This window comes from Ralstonia sp. AU12-08, from assembly GCF_000442475.1.
In the GTDB taxonomy this organism is placed as follows: domain Bacteria; phylum Pseudomonadota; class Gammaproteobacteria; order Burkholderiales; family Burkholderiaceae; genus Ralstonia; species Ralstonia insidiosa.
Genome location: NZ_ASZV01000058.1, coordinates 19,282 through 39,016 on the forward strand (window position 1 = coordinate 19,282; position 19,735 = coordinate 39,016).

Here is a 19,735-nt window from a genome sequence, read left to right on the forward strand (position 1 = left end):
CCCTAAATGTAATGTAAGGCAGTGAAAGGCCCGCGCAACAGAAGTACCGACATACCAAGTCTGCGCCTAGCTCAGAGGGAACCAAGCGCTAAAGTCTGGTTCCCACCACAAGGTCATGTCATACGCATTCAACGATGGAAAACCTTCACGCTTACCTTGATCCCATCCTTTGGGGCACCTTCAGCCGCTTCGCAATCAGCCTGTGTACTGCGCTGCTGATTCTCCTCGGCGGCTGGTGGCTGTCAAAACTCACCGGCCGTTGGCTGAGCCGGCTGATGAACCGCCAGGCCAAGCTTGATGCCACGCTTGCGCCCATCCTCTGCGACATCAGCGTCTGGGGCATCCGCATTCTGGCCGTCATCGGAGCGCTGTCCCGGCTCGGTATTGAAACGACAAGCATTATTGCGGTGCTGGGCGCAGCGGGTCTTGCTATTGGTCTGGCCTTGCAGGGCACGCTTCAGAACATTGCCGCGGGCATCATGCTGCTGGCGCTGCGCCCGTTTCGGGTGGATGACTACATTGAAGGCGGTGGTGGCCAGGTGGCCGGTACTGTGGAAGAAGTCGGCCTGTTCATGACCCGTCTGGCCAAGCCGGATGGCATTTGCGAATACGTGCCAAACAGCGCGCTGTGGAGCAACTCGGTGCGCAATTACACGCGCAACCCGACTCGCCGGCTGGACCTGGAAACCGAGGTGTCGCTGCACGACGACATTGCCGGTGCGATCGAGGCGCTCAAGGCGCTGGCCGCCAGCGAGCCGCTGGTGCTGCCGGATCCCGCCCCCATGGCGATGGTCATGCGCTTTGACGACAGCGTGGCGGTGCTGAACTTGCGTGTCTGGGCCAAGACGGAGCACTTCTGGGACATGCGCTGGAAGCTGGCGCAGCAAGTTCGCACGACGCTCAAGGACGCGCGCTGCACCCTGCCCGTCCGCATGCGCGAACTACATATCGTGCATGACGCAACGCAAGACGCCGGCAATACGCCCACCCCGCGCGGCGGTGAGGCCTTGGCGCAGCGATAAGCCGCTGCGTCGCGGGGGTGCCCAGGGTGTGCCAACGCGCAACACTTTTCCTGTGCATTCCCAACCGCATTGCCTAGACTCATTTTCCAGATATTCCCTCTACGGGTAACGCATCATGTGTCGCTGGCTGGCCTACTCTGGCAACCCCATTCAGATGGAGACGGTGCTGTTTCGACCAACGCATTCGCTGATCGACCAAAGCCTGCGATCTCGTCTGGGACATACCACCACCAACGGTGACGGATTCGGCATTGGTTGGTACGGCGGCCATTCCGAGGTGCCGTTCCGGTATCGGTGCCTGCACCCTGCCTGGAACGACACAAACCTGCGCGAAGCTGCCCGCGCCATCCGGTCGCCGCTGTTCGTCGCCCATGTGCGCGCGGCCACGGACACCCCCACGCAGGAAACCAACTGTCACCCCTTCCGATATGGCCGATGGCTGTTTGCCCACAACGGGCTGATCCGCGACTACCCGACGCTGCGGCGCGACCTGATGATGGAAGTCGCGCCAGAGCTGTTTCGCTGGATCGAAGGGTCGACGGATTCCGAGGTCATGTTCTTCCTCGCGCTCACCTTCGGGCTGCAGCGGGAGCCGCGTAGCGCCCTGGAGCAGATGGTGGGACTGATCGAGCACGTCGGCCACCGGCACGGCATCGAGCACCCGCTGAACATGACCGTCTGCGTGACCGACGGTGAACAGATCATCGCGGCACGCTATTCCAGCGAGCGCGATTCGCGATCCCTCTTCCACAGCACGTCGTTCCGGCATCTGCACGAGCTTTATCCGGACAACTCCCGGATCACGGATGCGGGGGACGATGCGGTACTTGTGCTGTCCGAACCTTTGGTCGACTTGGCCGACGCCTGGGAGGAAATTCCGGAAGAGACGCTTGTCTTCGTCAAGGGGGGCGTTGTGGAGCACCACCGGTTCACCCCCCGACTGCCCGTATCGGAAGTGTCGGGCAAGCAACAATCCTCCTACGGGCTCGCTGCCGGCTGATCGGCCGCCCTTCTCCGCCCGCCATCCCTCCCTTTCCCACTGAAGGCTCCTGACAAAACGTTGTCAGGAGCCTTGCGTTACCCTCGCGCCCGCGTCTCGTAACGTAAATGAACCGATTTTTCAGAATCCGCTACAGTTTACGGCCCGCATTCTGATTGCCGACCGGCGCCCGTCTGGCTAGCCGTGCCGGCATTCCTCACGTTTTCCAAGGACCACCCCTCATGTCTTCCGGTGTCATTCGCCTGCGCGGAGCCCGTCAGCACAATCTCAAGAACCTCGATCTGGACCTGCGCACGGGCGAGATGACCGTGGTGACCGGCCCGTCTGGTTCTGGCAAGTCGAGCCTGGTATTCGACACCCTCTATGCCGAGGGCCAGCGCCGCTACGTTGAGACCTTCAGCGCCTACGCCCGCCAGTTCCTGGACCGCATGGACCGGCCCCAGGTCGACCATGTGGAAGGCGTGCCGCCGGCCATCGCCATCGACCAGACCAACCCGGTGCGCAGCTCGCGCTCCACGGTCGGCACGATGACGGAGCTGAACGATCACCTCAAGCTGCTGTTTGCGCGCGCAGCGCAGTTGTTCGACCGCGATACCGCCCTGCCGGTACGCCATGACACGCCGGAAACCATCTACAACGAACTGCTGGCGCGTACGCGCGAGGCAGATCCGCGCCTGGTGGTGACCTTTCCGGTGGAACTGCCAGCCAATACGAGCGCGGAAGAAGTCGCGCAGTGGTTGTCTGTCAGCGGCTATACGCGGGTGCAGGCTGAGCGCGAGGTGATGACACCTTCGGGCGAGCGCAAGTTGCTCGACGTGGTGGCAGACCGCTTCCGCCTGCAGGGCACCGAGCGTGTCCGTGCGCTGGAGGCCATTGAGTCGTCGCTCAAGCGCGGCGGCGGTCGCGTCAATGTGTACGTGCTGCCCGCAGACGAGGCTGCCGAGCCTGAAATCTGGCGCTTCTCCACCGGCCTGCACTGCCCGGAGAGCGACCTGCGTTACGCCGATCCGCAGCCTGCGCTGTTTTCGTTCAATTCCGCCTATGGCGCGTGCGATGCCTGCCGAGGCTTTGGTCGCGTAATCGGCGTCGACCTCGGCCTGGTGATTCCGGACGAGCGCAAGACACTGCGTGAAGGTGCCATCAAACCGATGCAGACCCCGGCCTGGAAGGAGTGCCAGGACGATCTGATGCGCTATTCTGCGGCGGCCGGCATCCCGCGCGATACGCCTTGGGCAGAGATGACCGAAGCCCAGCGCGACTGGGTCGTCAACGGCGATCCGGCCTTCAAGCGCGGCGGCTGGAACAAGCAGTGGTATGGCGTGCGCCGCTTCTTCGACTACCTGGAGTCGAAGGCGTACAAGATGCACATCCGCGTGTTGCTGTCGAAATACCGCAGCTATACGACGTGCGAGACCTGCGGCGGTGCGCGCCTGAAAACCGAATCCATGCAATGGCGCCTCGGCAGCAAGGAAAACGCCGACGCCGTGCTCGCCCCCGAACACCGTTTCATGCCGCGCGGCGTGAAATGGAGCCGCGCCCAGCTTGAAGCCCTGCCTGGCCTGACCGTGCACGACGTAATGCTGCTGCCCATCGAGCGCATCCGCCGTTTCTTTGATGCACTGACGTTGCCTTCCTCGCTGCTCGACGATGCGCTCAAGCTGCTGCTGGACGAGGTGCGTACGCGCCTGGCGTATCTGTGCGACGTGGGGATTGGCTACCTAACGCTGGACCGCCAGAGCCGTACGCTGTCTGGCGGTGAGGTCCAGCGGATCAACCTGACCACGGCGCTGGGCACCTCGCTCGTCAACACGCTATTCGTGCTGGATGAGCCCAGCATCGGCCTGCATCCGCGCGATCTGGATCGTATTGTTGAAGCCATGCAGCGGCTGCGTGATGCAGGCAACACGCTGGTTGTCGTGGAGCACGATCCCTCGGTCATGCTGGCGGCTGATCGCCTGATCGACATGGGCCCCGGCCCCGGCGAGCGTGGCGGCACCATCGTCTTCGACGGTACGCCCGCGGCCATCCGAAAAGCCGACACGCTTACAGGTGCCTATCTCTCCGGGCAGCGCCGCGTGGCCAATGCAACCGACTGGCAGGCGCGCCCTATCAACGGTGCGCCGCGTCTCGTGCTGGAAGGCGCGAGCCAGCACAACCTGCAAGACGTGACGATTGAAGTGCCGCTGCAACGCCTGGTGTGCGTAACGGGCGTATCCGGCTCCGGCAAGTCGACGCTGATCCAGGATGTGCTCCACCCTGCCCTGGCACGCCATTTCGGCAAGGCGACGGAATCGCCCGGCGCGTTTCGCGCACTGCGCGGCGCCGATCAGATCAGCGATGTGGTCTTCGTTGACCAATCGCCCATCGGCAAGACCGCGCGCTCGAACCCGGCCAGCTACGTGGGCGCGTTTGATGAGATCCGCAAGCTGTTTGCCAAGGTGCCGATGGCGCTGCAACGCGGCTACACGGCTGGCACATTCAGTTTCAACTCCGGCGATGGGCGCTGCCCGACCTGCGGCGGCTCGGGCTTCGAGCACGTCGAGATGCAGTTCCTCAGCGACATCTACCTGCGCTGTCCGGATTGCGACGGCACGCGCTATCGCGCGGAAATCCTCGAAGTGAAGCTGGAACGCGGCGCGCACAAGCTGTCGGTGGCCGACGTGCTGGAACTGACGGTGAGCGAAGCCGCCACCGTGTTTGCCAACGACGCCGACGTGTTGCGCGTGCTGCAACCCATCGTCGATGTGGGCCTGGAATACGTGAAGCTGGGCCAACCGGTGCCGACGTTGTCCGGTGGTGAAGCGCAGCGTCTGAAACTCGCGGGCTTCTTGGCCGAAGCTGCGCAGGCGGCTCAAGCCGCTGCACGCAAACGCGTCAAACAAGACGTGCCTGCCAACGCCGGCCGCCTGTTCATGTTCGACGAGCCGACCACCGGCCTGCACTTTGACGACATCGCGAAGCTGATGCGCGCCTTTGGCAAGCTGCTCGACGCGGGGCATTCGTTGATCGTGATCGAGCACAACCTGGACGTGATCCGCGCCGCCGATTGGATCATCGACCTCGGCCCCGAGGGCGGTGACGCGGGCGGTCTGCTGGTCTGCGCCGGCACGACCGAGCAGGTGAAGGCATGCGCCGCCTCGCATACGGGCACAGCGCTCAAGCAGTACGAGGCAAGCATTGGGCAGCCCCAAGCCGCCGACGAAGGCGTGCCACTGCAAAGCGCGCTGGCCGCACGCCGCGCACAGCGCGCCGCCGTGGCCGAAGTCCAGGGCGAGAACGTGGTGCGCATCGTCAACGCGCACGAGCACAACCTGAAAGCGATGAACGTCGACATCCCGCACGGCAAGTTCAACGTCGTGACGGGGGTGTCCGGCTCGGGCAAATCGACGCTGGCGTTCGACATCCTGTTCCACGAAGGGCAGCGCCGCTATCTTGAATCGCTCAACGCGTATGCGCGTTCGATCGTGCAACCGGCGGGCCGGCCCGAGGTGGATGCGGTGTACGGCATTCCGCCTACGGTGGCGATCGAGCAGCGCCTGTCGCGCGGCGGCCGCAAGAGCACGGTGGCGACCACGTCTGAGGTCTGGCACTTCCTGCGCCTGCTGTATGTGAAGCTGGGCGTGCAGCACTGCATCCATGACGGCACGCCTGTGTCGGCGCAGAGCCCCGAGGCCATCTTCGCCCAGCTCATGCGTGACCATCGTGGTGAGCACATCGGCCTGCTCGCCCCGCTGGTGGTGAACCGCAAGGGCGTGTACACCGACCTGGCCAAATGGGCCAAGGCGCGTGGCTATACGCACCTACGCGTCGATGGCGAATTCCTGACGGTCGACCCGTGGCCACGTCTGGACCGCTTCCGCGAGCACACGCTGGAGCTGCCGGTGGGCGACATCGTGGTCTCCCCGGAAAACGAAGCTGCGCTGCGCACGTTGATGGAACAGGCGCTGGAATACGGCAAGGGCATCATGCATGTGCTGGCCCCGCTCGATGGCCTGCAAAACGCCATGCACAGCGGTGGCACGGCACACGTCGGCAACGTGAAGGTGTTCTCCACCAAACGCGCATGCTCCACCTGCGGCACCAGCTACCCCGAGTTGGACCCACGCATGTTCTCGTACAACAGCAAGCACGGCTGGTGCCCGAGCTGTGTCGGTACAGGCCTGGCGCTCACGCGCGAGCAACGCGCTGCGTTTGACGACACGGTACTCGGCGGTGATGACCGCGGCCGCGAGCAGACGCTGCCTTCGGAGGAAGTCGATCCGGACGGCATGACCGACCTGCCCTGCCCCGACTGCCACGGCACGCGACTGAACCCGACGGCACGTGCGGTGACGTTCTCCGACAAGCCTATCGTCGACATTGCGCAATGGACCGTGAGCCAGACGCGCCGCTGGATCGAAGGGCTGGACCTTGTCGGCCGCGAAGCTGATATCGCGCGTGATGTGGTGGCGGAGATCCACAGCCGCCTGTCGTTCCTGGAAGAAGTTGGCCTGGGCTACCTGAGCCTGGACCGCGCCGCACCCAGCCTGTCAGGCGGTGAGGCACAGCGTATCCGGCTGGCCGCGCAGCTCGGCAGCAACCTGCAGGGCGTGTGCTACGTGCTGGATGAGCCGACCATCGGCCTACATCCGCGCGACAACCAGATCCTGCTCGACGCCCTGCGCAAGCTGGGTGACAAGGGCAATACGCTGGTGGTGGTGGAGCACGATGAAGACACCATCCGCCGCGCCGACTACATCATCGACATCGGCCCCGGCGCCGGTAAGCGTGGCGGCACGCTCGTCGCACAAGGCGGTGTGCAGGATCTGGCGTCTCAGCCGGATTCGCTGACGGGGCGTTTCCTGGCACGGCCGATCGAGCACCCGTTGCAGCCGCGCCGTGAAGTGGTGGCGCCAACGAATCGTGGATCGGGCTCGCTGGCTGTGCCCGCGCAATGGCTGACGGTGCACGGCGCCAAGCTCCATAACCTGCGCAACGTCACGGCTACGATGCCGTTGTCGCGTCTGGTGGCGATTACGGGCGTCTCCGGTTCGGGCAAATCGACGCTGGCGCGCGACGTGCTCATGACCAATCTGCTGGATGCGGTGGGCCGTTCTGTGCTGTCTTCACCGGCTACGCGCCGTGCACGCAAGGCCGCACAGGCTGAGGTGCCGGATGCCAAGACACCGCGCAAGCTTGACGTCAAACACGACTGGCATGGCTGCGACGGCGTCACCGGCTGGGAAGCCATCGACCGCGTGCTGGAAGTCGACCAGACCCCGATCGGCAAGACCCCGCGCTCGTGCCCGGCCACGTACATCGGCGTGTGGGACACCATCCGCAAGCTCTTTGCCGACACGCTGGAAGCCCGCGCACGGGGGTACACCGCCTCGCGCTTTTCGTTCAACACCGGCGACGGCCGCTGCCCCGCCTGTGAAGGCCAGGGCGTGCGCACCATCGCCATGAGCTTCCTGCCCGATGTGAAGGTCGCGTGCGACGTGTGCCACGGCCAGCGCTTCAATCCCGAGACACTGGCCGTTACCTGGCGTGGCAAGAACATCGGCGAAGTGCTGACCATGGAGATCGACGAGGCGGTGGAGTTTTTCAGTGCGATGAACAGCATCGCCCACCCGCTGCAGTTGATGAAGGACGTCGGCCTGGGCTACCTCACGCTGGGCCAGCCCTCGCCCACGCTGTCGGGCGGTGAGGCGCAGCGCATCAAGCTCGTCACTGAACTCTCCAAGGTGCGTGATGACATTACGCGCCGTGGCCAGAAGGCACCGCACACGCTGTACGTGCTGGACGAGCCCACCGTGGGCCTGCACATGGCGGACGTGGCCAAGCTGATCCGCGTGCTGCATCGCCTGGCGGACGGCGGCCACAGCGTGATCGTGATCGAGCACGATCTTGACGTGATTGCCGAGGCCGACTGGATTCTCGATCTGGGCCCCGAGGGCGGCGATGAAGGCGGCACGATTGTTGCCGCATGCGGGCCGGAGGCGCTGGCGCAGGTCAAGGCCAGCCATACCGGGGCGGCGCTGGTGCCGGTGCTGGCGCGTGGCAAGCAGGTCGATCAGCGCAAGACGGGCGAGACGGTGTAACGCTGCGCGCGACGGTCTCCGTGCAATGGAGGCCGTCAGCGCGGCGCCGTGTCCTGCGTTGCGCCGATCGCCCCGGTGGCGAGTGCCAGCGTAGCCGCTGCGGTGCGTGCACCGCTGTAGGTGTCGACGTAGGCGTTCTTGGCCAGTAGCAACTGGTTTTGTGCCAGCAGCACGTCCGTGATCGACCCGACGCCGTGGCGGTATGCCGCCAGCGCTGCGTCGTAGGTCGTCTGGGCGGCGGCCACCAGCGCCTGCGCCGCTTCATGCGAGGTCAGGCTGGTCTGCAGCGTGTTTTGTCCGGCAACGATCTGGCGCACGGCCTCCTGCGTCGTGCGCACACGCTTGGCGGACGCACTTTCAGCATCGTTGCGCGCTTGTGCCAGCACGGCGGAGCGCAAACCACCGTCATACAGCGGAATGGTCACGCCCACAAAGGCACCCACGCCATAGCGCGTGCCGTTGAGGTTCACCGTTGGCGCCTGCTGGCCGACCGGCGGGATAGCCGTGACGGCCGCACGGCCCGAGTTGTAGGAGGTGGAAGCCGAGACAAACACCTTGGGCATGAACTCCGATTCCGCTGCCTGAATGCGCGACTGGCTGGCCTTTTCGGCCGCGTAGGCGGTCAGCACGTCGGGGCGCCGGGCGATGGCATCGGCGACGATCTGGTCGACCGGGGTGCGCAACGCCGGGTTCAGCGTGCGGATCGGCAGGTCGGCAATCTTCGGCTTCGACAGCGGCGAGATGCCCACCGCAGACAGCAACGCCAGATACCGGTCGCTCTCCGCCCCCTGCGCCTGGACTTGTGCCAGGTTGGCCTGCGCACGGTTTTGCGTAGCCTGCGCAACTTCCACCACGGTGCCGATTCCCTGCTTGTAGCGTGCCTTGGCGGCCACCAGGATGGCCTCGGCGTTGCTCAGCCCTTGCGCAGCTGTCACGGTGCGGGCGCGTGCCGCTTCATAGGCGTAGAACGCAACCGTCACGTCATAGATCACTTGCTGATGCACCGCAGTGAAACCGATGTTGGCTACCACCGATAGCTGCTCGGCGGCATCCAAACGCGCGGCGCGGCCGCCAAAGTCGAACAACAGCCATTGCAGCGACAGCACCGACACCGTTCCGTGCACCGTGGTATCGGTGCTGGCGGTACCCAGCGGTGTCGACGATGAGCCATGCCCCGTCTGATACCCAGCCATGGCCGTGGCCGAGAGATAAGGCAGATAGGCGCTCTTTGCCATGCCTGCCACGAGTGCGGCATTGCGCGCATCGTTCCACGCAACGCGCGTCAACGGATTGTTCGATTCGGCAACGTCGATCAGCTCGGGCAGCGCGTAGGCGTGTGCGGGGTCGAATGTGGCTGCAGGTGGAATTACCGCCGCAGCGGTGTTGGCCGGCAATATGTAGCCGCCCCGTCCCTCGTTCGGTGACGTGGGCAGTGATGGCGCACCTGGGATGATCTCGCCAGTGTCAGTCGTGCGTGGCTGCCACGGGCGATCGGGGCGATCCGGCGCCATGTCCAGTGCGGACGTCGCACACCCGGCCGTGACGGTCACGGCCAGGCTGAGGAAAACAGCCAACAGATCAGGCTGGCGCATGCGTCAGCGACTCCTTCGGTACGGCATCGGGGGTCTCCCGCGCGATTCTTGCGAGGCGCTCGTCGGCCAGCGCCAACAGCGCATCACGCGTGGTATCGGGTGTGGTGATGGCGCCAGTGTCGATCGCAAACCCGCTCACGCCGGCACGCTCGGCCACGCCGCGCAATCGCGCTTGCGAGGGGGCATCATCGGGCGTGTGCTCGGCGATCAGGAACAACGGGCCTTCGAGCGCTTCCAATTCGACCAGCGCGCGGCGGCGCTGCGCAATCCATTCCGATTCGGGGCGCACCCAGGTCGGTTCATACCGCAGCAGCGCGACGTTTGCTTCCAGCGCGCCTTGTTGCGCCATGGCCTGTGCAGCCAGCATGCGCCTTGGTGCAGTGCGTGCGGTGCGCAGGACGGTCTCCCACTGGCGCAGCAGTGCCGCCAATGCAGCATCCACCTGTCCGGCAATGCTCACCGGCCAGACCCGAGTGAACATCAGGTACACCACCACATTGCCCAGCAGGACGCCGATGATGCGGTCCCGCGCGATGGTCAGGTCAAATGCCGGCGCCGCGCCCTGCAGCACGCACAACAGAAAGGCAAAAGCGATCTGGAAGCCTGCATACGCAATACGCGGCGAGCCCTGCGCGACCCACGCCGCCAGCCATATGCCTACAAAGATCAGCGCCATCAGCTCGGTGACGGACGTCATGGCCGGCAGCACCCACACGATCGTCGCAATCCCCAACGCCGCCCCCACCAGACAGCCGGCGATGCGCAGTGTCAGCTTCTCAACCGTCTCCGCTGCGCTGCTCAGCGACACCACGTAGCACGTGATGAAGCAGGTGTGGATGCCGGACCAGTCGAGCTGCATGTACAGCAGGTAGCAGAACATCGCTGCGGCGGTGGTCTTCAGGGCATAGCGCAGGTGGGCCGGGTTGGTGCGTGCGTCTGGCAGGAGGAAGCCACCACGCGCTTTGGGCGGTTCCGGTTCTGCGGCGGGCGCGTTGTCCACGACTGCAAAGTGGACGATGGCGGATTGCAATTCCGTCGCCACCGCGCTTGCCAGCGGCGGCAGCGCAACGCCAGCGGGCAGCCTCAGCTCGATATCGACCGGATAGCCGCCCTGCTCCAGCATGTTCGCCATGGCATGCAGTGTTTCGATGACCGGCGTGGCAACAGGTGCCGGCAGGTGCGCCTGTGGCTCGCGGGCAACCAGGTCCACCGCCATCAGAATGGCTGTGGTGGATGCCACCGCCTGCTGCAGCGCCGCCAAGTCGGTCGCCGAGGTCGACCCCTCCACCTTCGACAGACGTAACCACGTGGCAATTTGCTGGCTGCCTTCGCGCAGGCACGCGGTGAGTTCGGCACGATCGGTGCCCGCCTCGCCCAGTTGTTGCGCTGCCAGGCGCAGGCGCCGAGCCAGTGCCTGGGAAGCCAGCTTACGCGGCGCCGGTCCCATCAGCAGGTTCACAACGATTACCACCCCAACCGGAATCGCCACCATCAGCCACGCATAGAGCAGCGCCCGCGTTGCCAGCTCCCCCACCGGCGCAATCCCAAGTTCATCCAGCCCATACCCGACAATCATGGCCAGGATGGCCCCGACCGGGCGGAGCTTGCTGGCCGACGTCAGAAACAGCAAACCGACCGACAGCACGACCATCCACACCACGCGCCACATCGGGTCATCGATACAGAAGATGGCGATGACGATGATCAGCCCGAGCACCACCGTCACCAGCAGCAACATGGCGATCGACAGCACGATGCTCGTCACGCGGTCGGGGCGGATCATGAAGAACACCACGTAGGCAGAGATGGCGGCAAAGGGCGTGCCGTACATGCTCGTGACCAGCGTCGTCAGCGCGCAGATCAGGGCGATGCGGGTTGTGGCTTCCAACCTGCCCGGCGCGGGCGCCAGCAGCCGCAGCACCTCGCCGGGGCGAGGCCACGGCCCGCGTGCGATGTCACCGGCAGGCTGCGCCATGCTTGATCTCGACAATCGCGCTGGCACCTACCCGGACCAGACGGTCGGCCGGCTCCTCCAGGCGGATGCGCACCGGGAAGCGCTGCGCCACCCGCACCCAGTTCACCGATGGCTGGACGATGGGTAGCGTGCGCGGCAGGTTCACCCGATCCGTATCGGCGATACCGGCACCGATGCCGTCCACCTTGCCGTGGATGGCCTGGCTGCGGTCGATCATGGAATACACCGTGGCGCAGTCGCCCACCTGGATGGCGGAGAGCGTTGTCTCACGGAAGTTGGCAACGGCAAACCACTCGCCGGAGTGGATGAGCGTGAAGATCGACTGGTTGGGCGCGACCGTCTCGCCTGCCAGCACGGATAGGCCGGTGACCCAGCCATCGTGCGGTGCGCGCACCACGGTGTCTTCCAGCGCGTGCTGGGCGCGGGCCAGCGCGGCTTCGCGGGCGTGCAGCATGGCAATGGCATCGGCCTCGTCGCCAATGGTCTGCGCGCTGGCGCGCTTCTGCTCGTTGGCCTGCTGCAGCGAAATGGCGGCGTCACGCTGCGCCACCTGCGCTTGGTCCAGTTGCTGGGTGGGGACGTATCCCTGGGCGGCCAGCGGGGCCAGCCGATTGACGGTGCGTGAGGCCAGCTCGTAGTTGTAGGCGGCGCGGCTGCTTTGGTCAGACGCAATGCTGGCTTTAGAGCGCTCGCCGATCAGCGACCGACGCCGCGTATCGAGCGAGGCCTGGGCCAGTTCCAGATCGGCTTGGGCCTGTGCAACCGTCAGGCGATACGGTACGGGGTCGATTTCAAACAGCAGGTCGCCCTTCTTGACGTGCTGGTTCTCGGTCACGGCCAGTTTGACGATACGACCGCCCACCGGGGTGGCAACGTGCACGACATCGGCATCGATGGTCGCGTCGTCGGTGGAGGGATAGCGCGAAGTGTGGACGTAGGCATAGACCGCCACTGCCACGCCGATCAGGATGATCGCCAGCGCGATCAGGTAACCGCGCAGTGCGGGTTTGTGCAGGCCGGCCATTTTCATAGGAGATGCCCCGAGCCAGACAGCCAGACGATCACGGCAATCACAACCCCGATCGCCACGCAGACAGAGAGCTGGAGTGGTATCCAGCTTGCCCACCCGGTCATGACCAAAACCCGATGCGCGATCAGCGCCCCCGCGGCGCCAATCAACCCGCTCAGCAGCCAGAGCGGAAAGTACGCACCAAAGATTGGATACGAAGGCGCGCTATGCGCGCTGCAGCCTTGAAGCGCCGACCCCAGGCCCGCCAGGGCAGGAGCCAGCAAGACGCGCGTCGGAATGGGCAGGTTTCGGCGTGGCATCAATGTCTCGGCGCCGCCCGCCAGCATGGCGCTGACTGGCTCGACGATGGATCAGGGCCGAGTCACTTTATCAGCACACCTTGCGCTTGACCAGTCGTAACAAACCAGGCCGCTGCGCCTGGGGCCGGGAGCCGATTCGCCCTATTTTTGCAGCTGCGCGGCAGTTGGCGCTGCCATGGCGTTCGTGGCGGGAGTGTCGTCCTTCAGATCGATGCCACTGCGGCCTAGCGCCCGCGCACCCTTGAGCAAAAAGACGAGTTTGTCCGCGGCTTGGTCATAGCCAAGCCCTGCGGGGCGAACGTTCGAGATGCAGTTGCGTTCGGCATCCGTGCGGCCAACGCGTGGCGCATGCGTGAGGTAGATCCCGAGGCTGTCCGGTGAACTCAGCCCAGGGCGCTCGCCGATAAGCATGACCACCTGCCGCGCGCCCAGCAGTTCGCCAATCTCATCACCCAGCGCCACGCGGGACTGTTCTGCGATGACGACGGGGCCAATCGACCAGTCTGCTGGCAAGCGCTCGCGCACGCTGCGCAGGAGCGGCGCGCCGTGGCTCTGTGCGGCGAGTGCGGAGAGACCATCGGCAATCACGAAAGCGGTATCGAACGGTTTGGCTGGCCGCGCCGCAGCAAGGCTGGCGCGGCTGGCGTCGCTCAGCCGGCGGCCGAGATCGGGCCGGCGCAGATACTGGGCCCGGTCTGCGGCTGCGCTATGCACGATCAGGCTGGCGAAGCCTGCTTGCGCAAGCGCGGCTGCCACGGCTGGGCTGTCGAGGGGCTGGTGCACGGCATCGCGGGCTTGCGCGTGCGCCAGGCCAAAGGCGAGCACGGCATCGGTGGTCTGGCTGTTGCCGACCCGGCCGAGTGCGATGCGCGCATCGGTCAACGCACGCAAGTGCGCCCAAGGGTTGAGTTGAACAAGGTTTCGCGTCGGCATGGCGGCATTTACAGCGTGTGAGCCAGTTGCAGCAGTGGCTGGCGCGCGGTGGCGTCTTGCAGGCGGCCGGCCATGTCGACAATGCCCATGTTTTGCAGCCAAGCCTCGAACTCCGGTGCGGGCCGCAAGCCCAGCGTATCGCGCAAGTAGAGCGCATCATGAAACGACGTGCTCTGGTAGTTCAGCATGATGTCGTCCGCGCCCGGTACGCCCATGATGAAGTGGATGCCCGCCACGCCAAACAACGTCAGCAGCGTATCCATGTCGTCCTGGTCGGCTTCAGCGTGGTTGGTGTAGCAGACGTCGCAACCCATCGGTAGGCCCACCAGCTTGCCGCAGAAGTGGTCTTCCAGCCCGGCACGGATGATCTGCTTGCCGTCATATAGATACTCCGGGCCGATGAAGCCCACTACCGTATTGACCAACAGCGGCGAGAACGCCCGCGCCACCGCGTACGCCCGTGCCTCCATGGTCTGCTGGTCGACACCGTGGTGTGCGTTGGCCGACAGTGCGCTGCCCTGCCCGGTTTCGAAGTACATCACGTTGTTGCCGACGGTTCCGCGTGCCAGGCTTTGCGCGGCATCGTGCGCCTCCGCCAGCAGCGCCAGGCTGATGCCAAACCCGGCATTGGCCTGCTCACTGCCTGCAATCGACTGAAACACCAGATCCACCGGCGCCCCCTGCGCGATGGCACGCATCGTATTGGTTACGTGGGTCAGCACACAGGATTGTGTGGGAATGGCATAGCGCCCGCGCAACTCATCGACCAGTTGCAGCAGGGAGATGATGGCCCCCAGGTTGTCGCTGGCTGGGTTGATGCCGATGGTGGCGTCGCCGCAGCCGTAGAGCAGGCCATCGATGATCGATGCGGCAATGCCCTTGGGGTCATCCGTCGGGTGATTGGGTTGCAGCCGGACCGACAGGCGACCTGGCAAGCCGATGGTGTTGCGAAAGCGCGTGACCACACGGCACTTGCGGGCGACGGCGATCAGGTCCTGATTGCGCATCAGCTTGCTGACCGCGGCGGCCATCTCCGGCGTAATACCGGGTGCCACCTTTGCCAGGGCGGCACTGTCGGTCTCATGCAGGAGCAGCCAGTTGCGGAATTCCCCTACCGTGAGTGACGCGACGGGTTTGAAAGCCTGGAGGTTGTGGCTGTCCAGAATCAGGCGCGTGACCTCGTCGTGCTCATAAGGCACGAGCGCTTCATTCAGGAAGGTCGACAGCGGCACGTCGGCCAGGGCCATGCGTGCGGCCATGCGTTCGGCCTCGCTGGTGGCGGCCAGGCCGGCAAGGTAATCGCCCGAGCGCGCCGGGCTGGCCTTGGCCAGCAGCGTCTTGAGATCGTCGAACACATGGCGCTGTGCGCCGACGGTGTGGAAAAAGTGCATGATGAGATACACGCTTGATCAGTGCAGTGTTGCAACGTCTACCGTCTCACTTTAAGCGCCGGCAGCCCTGATGCCTATTCACACTGCGGGGTTGGTTCGCCTAGTGTTTGGAACGGCCACACTCCCCTCCCGGCCGCCCTCCTCCCCGCTTTCTTTCGGTTTCCTGACAAAACCCGCCTAAAAAAGCCTGCCTAGACAGGGTTGGCCCTAAAGAAGTGCGCTTGGCTGCCGTCACATTGTGAAGAAACAACCGTTTGCGCGCGCGCGTTCTCACCCATGGCGACGACCAGCAGCACTTATATCCCACCGATTTCCATCCCTGGCATCGGTACAAGCATCGACGTCAACACCCTGGTCACCAAGCTGATGCAGGCTGAAGGCAAAGGGATGACGGTTCGTCAGAACCAGCAGAAGGTCTTCCAGGCTCAGCTTTCCGCCGTGGGTTCGCTCAAGGGCGCGCTGTCGACCTTTCAGACGGCGATGGCCAACCTGACCAGCGCCGATACCTTCAGCGGCATGAAGGCCAGCGGGCACGACACGTCGATCCTGAACGTCAACGTGGGCAGCGCGGCGCCGTCGGGTACGTACAACGTCAAGGTGACGCAGCTTGCGCAGGCGCAGGTGCTGAGCGCGCAGGGCCAGGCATCCAACAAGGTGCCCGTCGGCAGCGGCACGCCCACCACGATTTCGTTCTCGTTCGGCACGGTGTCGGGCGGCACCTTCACCAACGGCAAGTACGCCGGCGCCACGTTCACGCAAAACGGCAATCTGGCGGGCGGCTCCATCAAGATCGATGCGTCCAACAACACGTTGTCGGGCATTCGAGACGCCATCAACTCGGCCAACCTGGGCGTGTCGGCCAGCATCGTCAATGACGGCAGCGGCAATCCGTACCGCCTGGTGCTGACCTCCACCGCCGGCGGCGCTAATTCTGAGATGAAGATTTCGGTGTCGGGCGATTCGACGCTGCAATCGCTGCTGTCACACGATCCGGCCGGCACGCAAAACATGACCGAAGTGGCCACGGGCCAGAACGCCCTGGCCAACGTCAACGGCATCAATGTGCAAAGCCCCACCAACACCCTTACGGATGTGGTGGACGGCACGTCGTTCACACTGTCCAAGACCGGCAGCACAACAGTGACGGTCGGCAACGATGCGGGTCAGGCCAGCCAGTCGGTGCTGAACTTCGTCAAGGCTTACAACGCGCTGCGTATCCAGCTCAATTCGTTGACCAAGTTTGATACCGCCAACGCTGCCAACAACGGCGCGCTGGCGGGGGATGTCAGCACCAAGGCGCTCATCAACCAGGTAACGGACGTGCTGGGCCAGGGGATCGGCAACGGCGCGTTCCAATCGCTGGGCAGCATTGGCGTGACGATGGACAAAGAAGGCACGCTGTCGATCGACGACAGCAAGCTCACCGCGGCCCTCAAAAAATCGCCCGGCCAAGTGGCCGCCCTGTTTGCGGGCACCGGCACGGCAACGGACTCGATGCTCAAGGTCGCGGCGTTCTCCAAGACCACGCAGGCGGGCAACTACGCCATCAACGTCACGCAACTGGCCACGCAGGGTTCGCTCCAGGGCTCGGCGCCAGCCAATACGACCATCCAGAGCGGCGTGAACGACAGCCTGTCGGTCACGCTCAGCGGCATCACCACCAGCATCAAGGTGCCGGCCGGCAGCTATACGCCGCAGAGCCTAGCTGCTCAGGTGCAGAGCCAGATCAACGCATCGCATGACCTGCAGAGGGCCAAGGTGGATGTGTCGATTGCGGCGGATGCCAACGGCGTGCTGACCTTCACTGACCGGCAATACGGCTCGATTTCAACTGTGTCGGTGTCGGGTAATGGCGCGGCGTCGCTGTTGGGCGGCAGCCCGACTGCAACGGCTGGGCGCGACGTGCAAGGCACCATCAACGGCGTGGCTGCTGCCAGCTCTGGGCAGAACCTGTACGGCGCCAACGGCTCTGCAGCCGACGGCCTGACCGTGCAGGTAGTGGGTGGCGCGTTGGGCGACCGTGGCAGCGTAACGGTCCAGCGTGGTTACGCAGCACAACTGCACACCGTATCGACCAACCTGCTGGCCGACAAAGGCATGGTGCAGAACGCCACCGACGCCATCAACAGCTCGCTGACGTCGCTGTCCAACCAGATGACGCAGATGCAGCGCCAGTTGGACGCCAAGCAGGCGCTCTACTACGCGCAGTTCAATGCGCTGTCGAAAGTCGTTGCCGGCATGACGAACACTAGCAACTACCTGACGCAGCAATTGGCGATACTGCAGAAGCAGCGTACGGGCGGCTGACGCGTCAACTAAGCCGTGCGTTGCGCGGCGCCCGCATGACCGATGCGGGCCAGCACCACTTTCAGCTCCGGCGGCGGCGTGAGTTGGGCCAGCAGCCATTGCACAGCGTCGGCCAGTTCATCTCGGTTGTAATCAGCGGCAAAGCTGTGCAGCGTTGCGCCATGCAGGAACAGGCGCAGCGCCAGCAATTCGGGTTGCGGCGGGCCATTCGGGTCTTGCCCGAACAGCCGCTCCGGCACGATCGCCAGCAGGGGCCCGACGGCTTGGGCCAGCCGCTCGTCGCCGCGCGACGCCATCCACACCTCCAGAATCGCCAGTGACGTATGCCGCTGGCGCCGTTGCACCAGCATGTGCAGCATCAGGTGCATCCGCACACTGGCCGATAGCGGCCCCAGCGCCGCCAGCTGCGCCACCTCCCGATCCAGCAGCGAAGCCACCATCGCCGGCAGCAAGTCGTATCGCCCTTCCGGAAATTGATGCCGCAGCGAACCACGGCTGATGCCGGCGAGTTCACACACCCGCGCCTCGCCAAAGGCTGCGTAGCCCTGCTCGATCAGCAATTGGGTGGAGGCATCGATCAGCGCCTGCCTCGTGGCGGCGGTGCGTTCTGCTTGGGTGGCCATGGGCGCAATTGTAAATAAGTCCGCCCGTGATACCGCTTATTACGGGCTGCACACGGCATTTTTGTCACAAAACAAACATACAAGTTTGTTTATATCTGGCGCGCGCCGGTGGACCGAGCCAAAGCGCCGGCGCGCCATACCCACAAGATAAGGACAATCTCGATGTTCAAGCTTCCCCGAGCGGGCTGGCTGGCGGCCTCATGCGCGGCCGTTGCCACCGCACTCCTCGTTGCGGCCTGCGGTACCGGCGATGGTGGCAACACCAGCACCACTGCCGCTGTCCCCGCGCCTACCCCGGCTGCGCCTGCCCCCAAGACCATCCAGTCGATCAAGCACGTGTTTGTGATCACGCTGGAAAACCAGAACTACGCGACCACGTTTGCCGCCAACTCCAAGGCGCCTTACCTGTCGCAAACGCTGGTGAGCCAGGGCGCGCACCTGCAGCAGTACTACGGCACCACGCACGTAAGCCTGGGCAACTACGTTGCCATGCTGAGCGGCCAGGCTGTCACGCCTGACACGCAGATGGACTGCCAGGTCTACAAGGACTTCGCCCTCTCGGGCATGGCTGACCATGGCCAGGCCATCGGCACGGGCTGCGTGTACCCCACCTCCATCAAGACCCTGCCTGACCAGCTCAAGGCCGTGGGCCTGACCTGGAAGGGCTACATGGAAGACATGGGCAACGACCCCACGCGTGAGTCCGCCACCTGCGGCCACCCGACGCTGAACACGCAGGACAAGACGCAGTCGGCACAGGCCGCGACGGCTGGCGGTACGCCGGCCGACATGTACGCCACGCGCCACAACCCGTTTGCGTACTTCCACTCGATCATCGACTCGCCGGACTGCGCGACCAATGTGGTCAACCTGAACGGCCTGGCGACGGATCTGCAGTCGATCAACACCACCGCCAACTTCACCTTCATCACGCCCAACCTGTGCAACGACGGCCACGATTCGCCGTGCGTGACGGGTGCGCCGGGCGGGCTGGTGTCGGCCGATGCCTTCCTGCAGAAGTGGGTGCCGCTGATCATGGCTTCGCCGGCGTATCAGCAGGACGGTCTGCTCATCATCAACTTTGATGAAAGCGCCTATGCGTCGCAGACGATGGATACGACCACCACGCCGCCCACGCTCACCATGACCTTCACCGGCCAGACCTGCTGTAACCAGCAGCCGGGCCCGAACGTGACGTTCCCGATCACGCAGAGCTTCCCGGCATCGGTATCGCACTACCCGTACAACATCAACCTGGTGACGCAGAGCCACGGTGGCGACCGCACGGGCGCAGTGCTGCTCTCGCCGTTCATCAAGCCGGGCACGGTGTCGACCACGCAATACAACCACTACGCATTGCTCAAGACGCTGGAAGACATCTTCCAGGTGGGCGGCTACCTTGGCTATGCGAGCCAGGAAGGCCTGCAGTCGATGGGCAGCGACGTGTTCACCAACCTTAATTAACCTTTGATCTGCGGCGGTT

Annotated in this window: 12 protein-coding genes; 5 read left to right on the plus strand and 7 right to left on the minus strand. The window is 64.6% G+C overall.

Features of this window, described 5'->3' with window-relative positions; translation table 11 throughout:
• Positions 1-134: 134 nt before the first annotated feature.
• From C404_RS57585 to uvrA, 3 genes are all read left to right on the plus strand, one after another.
• On the plus strand, positions 135-1,022 hold the full coding sequence (locus C404_RS57585; RefSeq protein WP_021197735.1) for a mechanosensitive ion channel family protein: 888 nt from the start codon (positions 135-137) through the stop codon (positions 1,020-1,022).
• 115 nt (positions 1,023-1,137) lie between these two features.
• Complete coding sequence (locus tag C404_RS57590) at positions 1,138-2,022, plus strand: class II glutamine amidotransferase (RefSeq protein WP_049286061.1); 885 nt, start codon at positions 1,138-1,140, stop codon at positions 2,020-2,022.
• A 221-nt stretch (positions 2,023-2,243) separates the two neighbouring features.
• On the plus strand, positions 2,244-8,102 hold the full coding sequence (gene uvrA, locus C404_RS57595; RefSeq protein ID WP_021197737.1) for an excinuclease ABC subunit UvrA: 5,859 nt from the start codon (positions 2,244-2,246) through the stop codon (positions 8,100-8,102).
• A 35-nt stretch (positions 8,103-8,137) separates the two neighbouring features.
• On the opposite strand, the gene C404_RS57600 is transcribed toward uvrA, so the two are convergent.
• The 6 genes from C404_RS57600 to C404_RS57625 all read right to left on the minus strand — a co-directional run bounded on the left by C404_RS57600 (position 8,138) and on the right by C404_RS57625 (position 15,322).
• Positions 8,138-9,694 carry a TolC family protein gene (locus C404_RS57600; protein WP_021197738.1) on the minus strand — a complete coding sequence of 519 codons (1,557 nt, stop codon included), beginning with the start codon at positions 9,692-9,694 and terminating at the stop codon, positions 8,138-8,140.
• Entirely contained in the window at positions 9,681-11,669 is a 1,989-nt protein-coding gene (locus C404_RS57605) for an FUSC family protein (RefSeq protein ID WP_021197739.1), read from the minus strand. The genes C404_RS57600 and C404_RS57605 overlap by 14 nt, the downstream gene beginning before the upstream one ends.
• On the minus strand, positions 11,650-12,699 hold the full coding sequence (gene mdtN, locus C404_RS57610; protein WP_031330272.1) for a multidrug transporter subunit MdtN: 1,050 nt from the start codon (positions 12,697-12,699) through the stop codon (positions 11,650-11,652). Before mdtN ends, C404_RS57605 begins: the two co-directional genes overlap by 20 nt.
• Positions 12,696-12,998, minus strand: coding sequence for a hypothetical protein (locus tag C404_RS57615; protein ID WP_031330273.1), 303 nt, complete (start codon positions 12,996-12,998; stop codon positions 12,696-12,698). Before C404_RS57615 ends, mdtN begins: the two co-directional genes overlap by 4 nt.
• 141 nt (positions 12,999-13,139) lie before the next feature.
• Positions 13,140-13,931, minus strand: coding sequence for an ethanolamine ammonia-lyase subunit EutC (gene eutC / locus C404_RS57620; protein ID WP_031330274.1), 792 nt, complete (start codon positions 13,929-13,931; stop codon positions 13,140-13,142).
• Positions 13,932-13,939: 8 nt separating this feature from the next.
• Entirely contained in the window at positions 13,940-15,322 is a 1,383-nt protein-coding gene (locus C404_RS57625; RefSeq protein WP_021197743.1) for an ethanolamine ammonia-lyase subunit EutB, read from the minus strand.
• A 276-nt stretch (positions 15,323-15,598) separates the two neighbouring features.
• Between C404_RS57625 and fliD the strand changes: the two genes are divergently transcribed.
• On the plus strand, positions 15,599-17,629 hold the full coding sequence (gene fliD, locus C404_RS57630) for a flagellar filament capping protein FliD (protein ID WP_021197744.1): 2,031 nt from the start codon (positions 15,599-15,601) through the stop codon (positions 17,627-17,629).
• Between the two features lie 8 nt (positions 17,630-17,637).
• Here fliD and C404_RS57635 read toward each other — a convergent pair whose 3' ends face one another.
• Positions 17,638-18,252 carry a TetR/AcrR family transcriptional regulator gene (locus C404_RS57635; RefSeq protein WP_021197745.1) on the minus strand — a complete coding sequence of 205 codons (615 nt, stop codon included), beginning with the start codon at positions 18,250-18,252 and terminating at the stop codon, positions 17,638-17,640.
• Between the two features lie 156 nt (positions 18,253-18,408).
• Between C404_RS57635 and C404_RS57640 the strand changes: the two genes are divergently transcribed.
• Entirely contained in the window at positions 18,409-19,716 is a 1,308-nt protein-coding gene (locus tag C404_RS57640) for an alkaline phosphatase family protein (protein WP_049286066.1), read from the plus strand.
• The last annotated feature ends 19 nt before the right edge of the window (positions 19,717-19,735 follow it).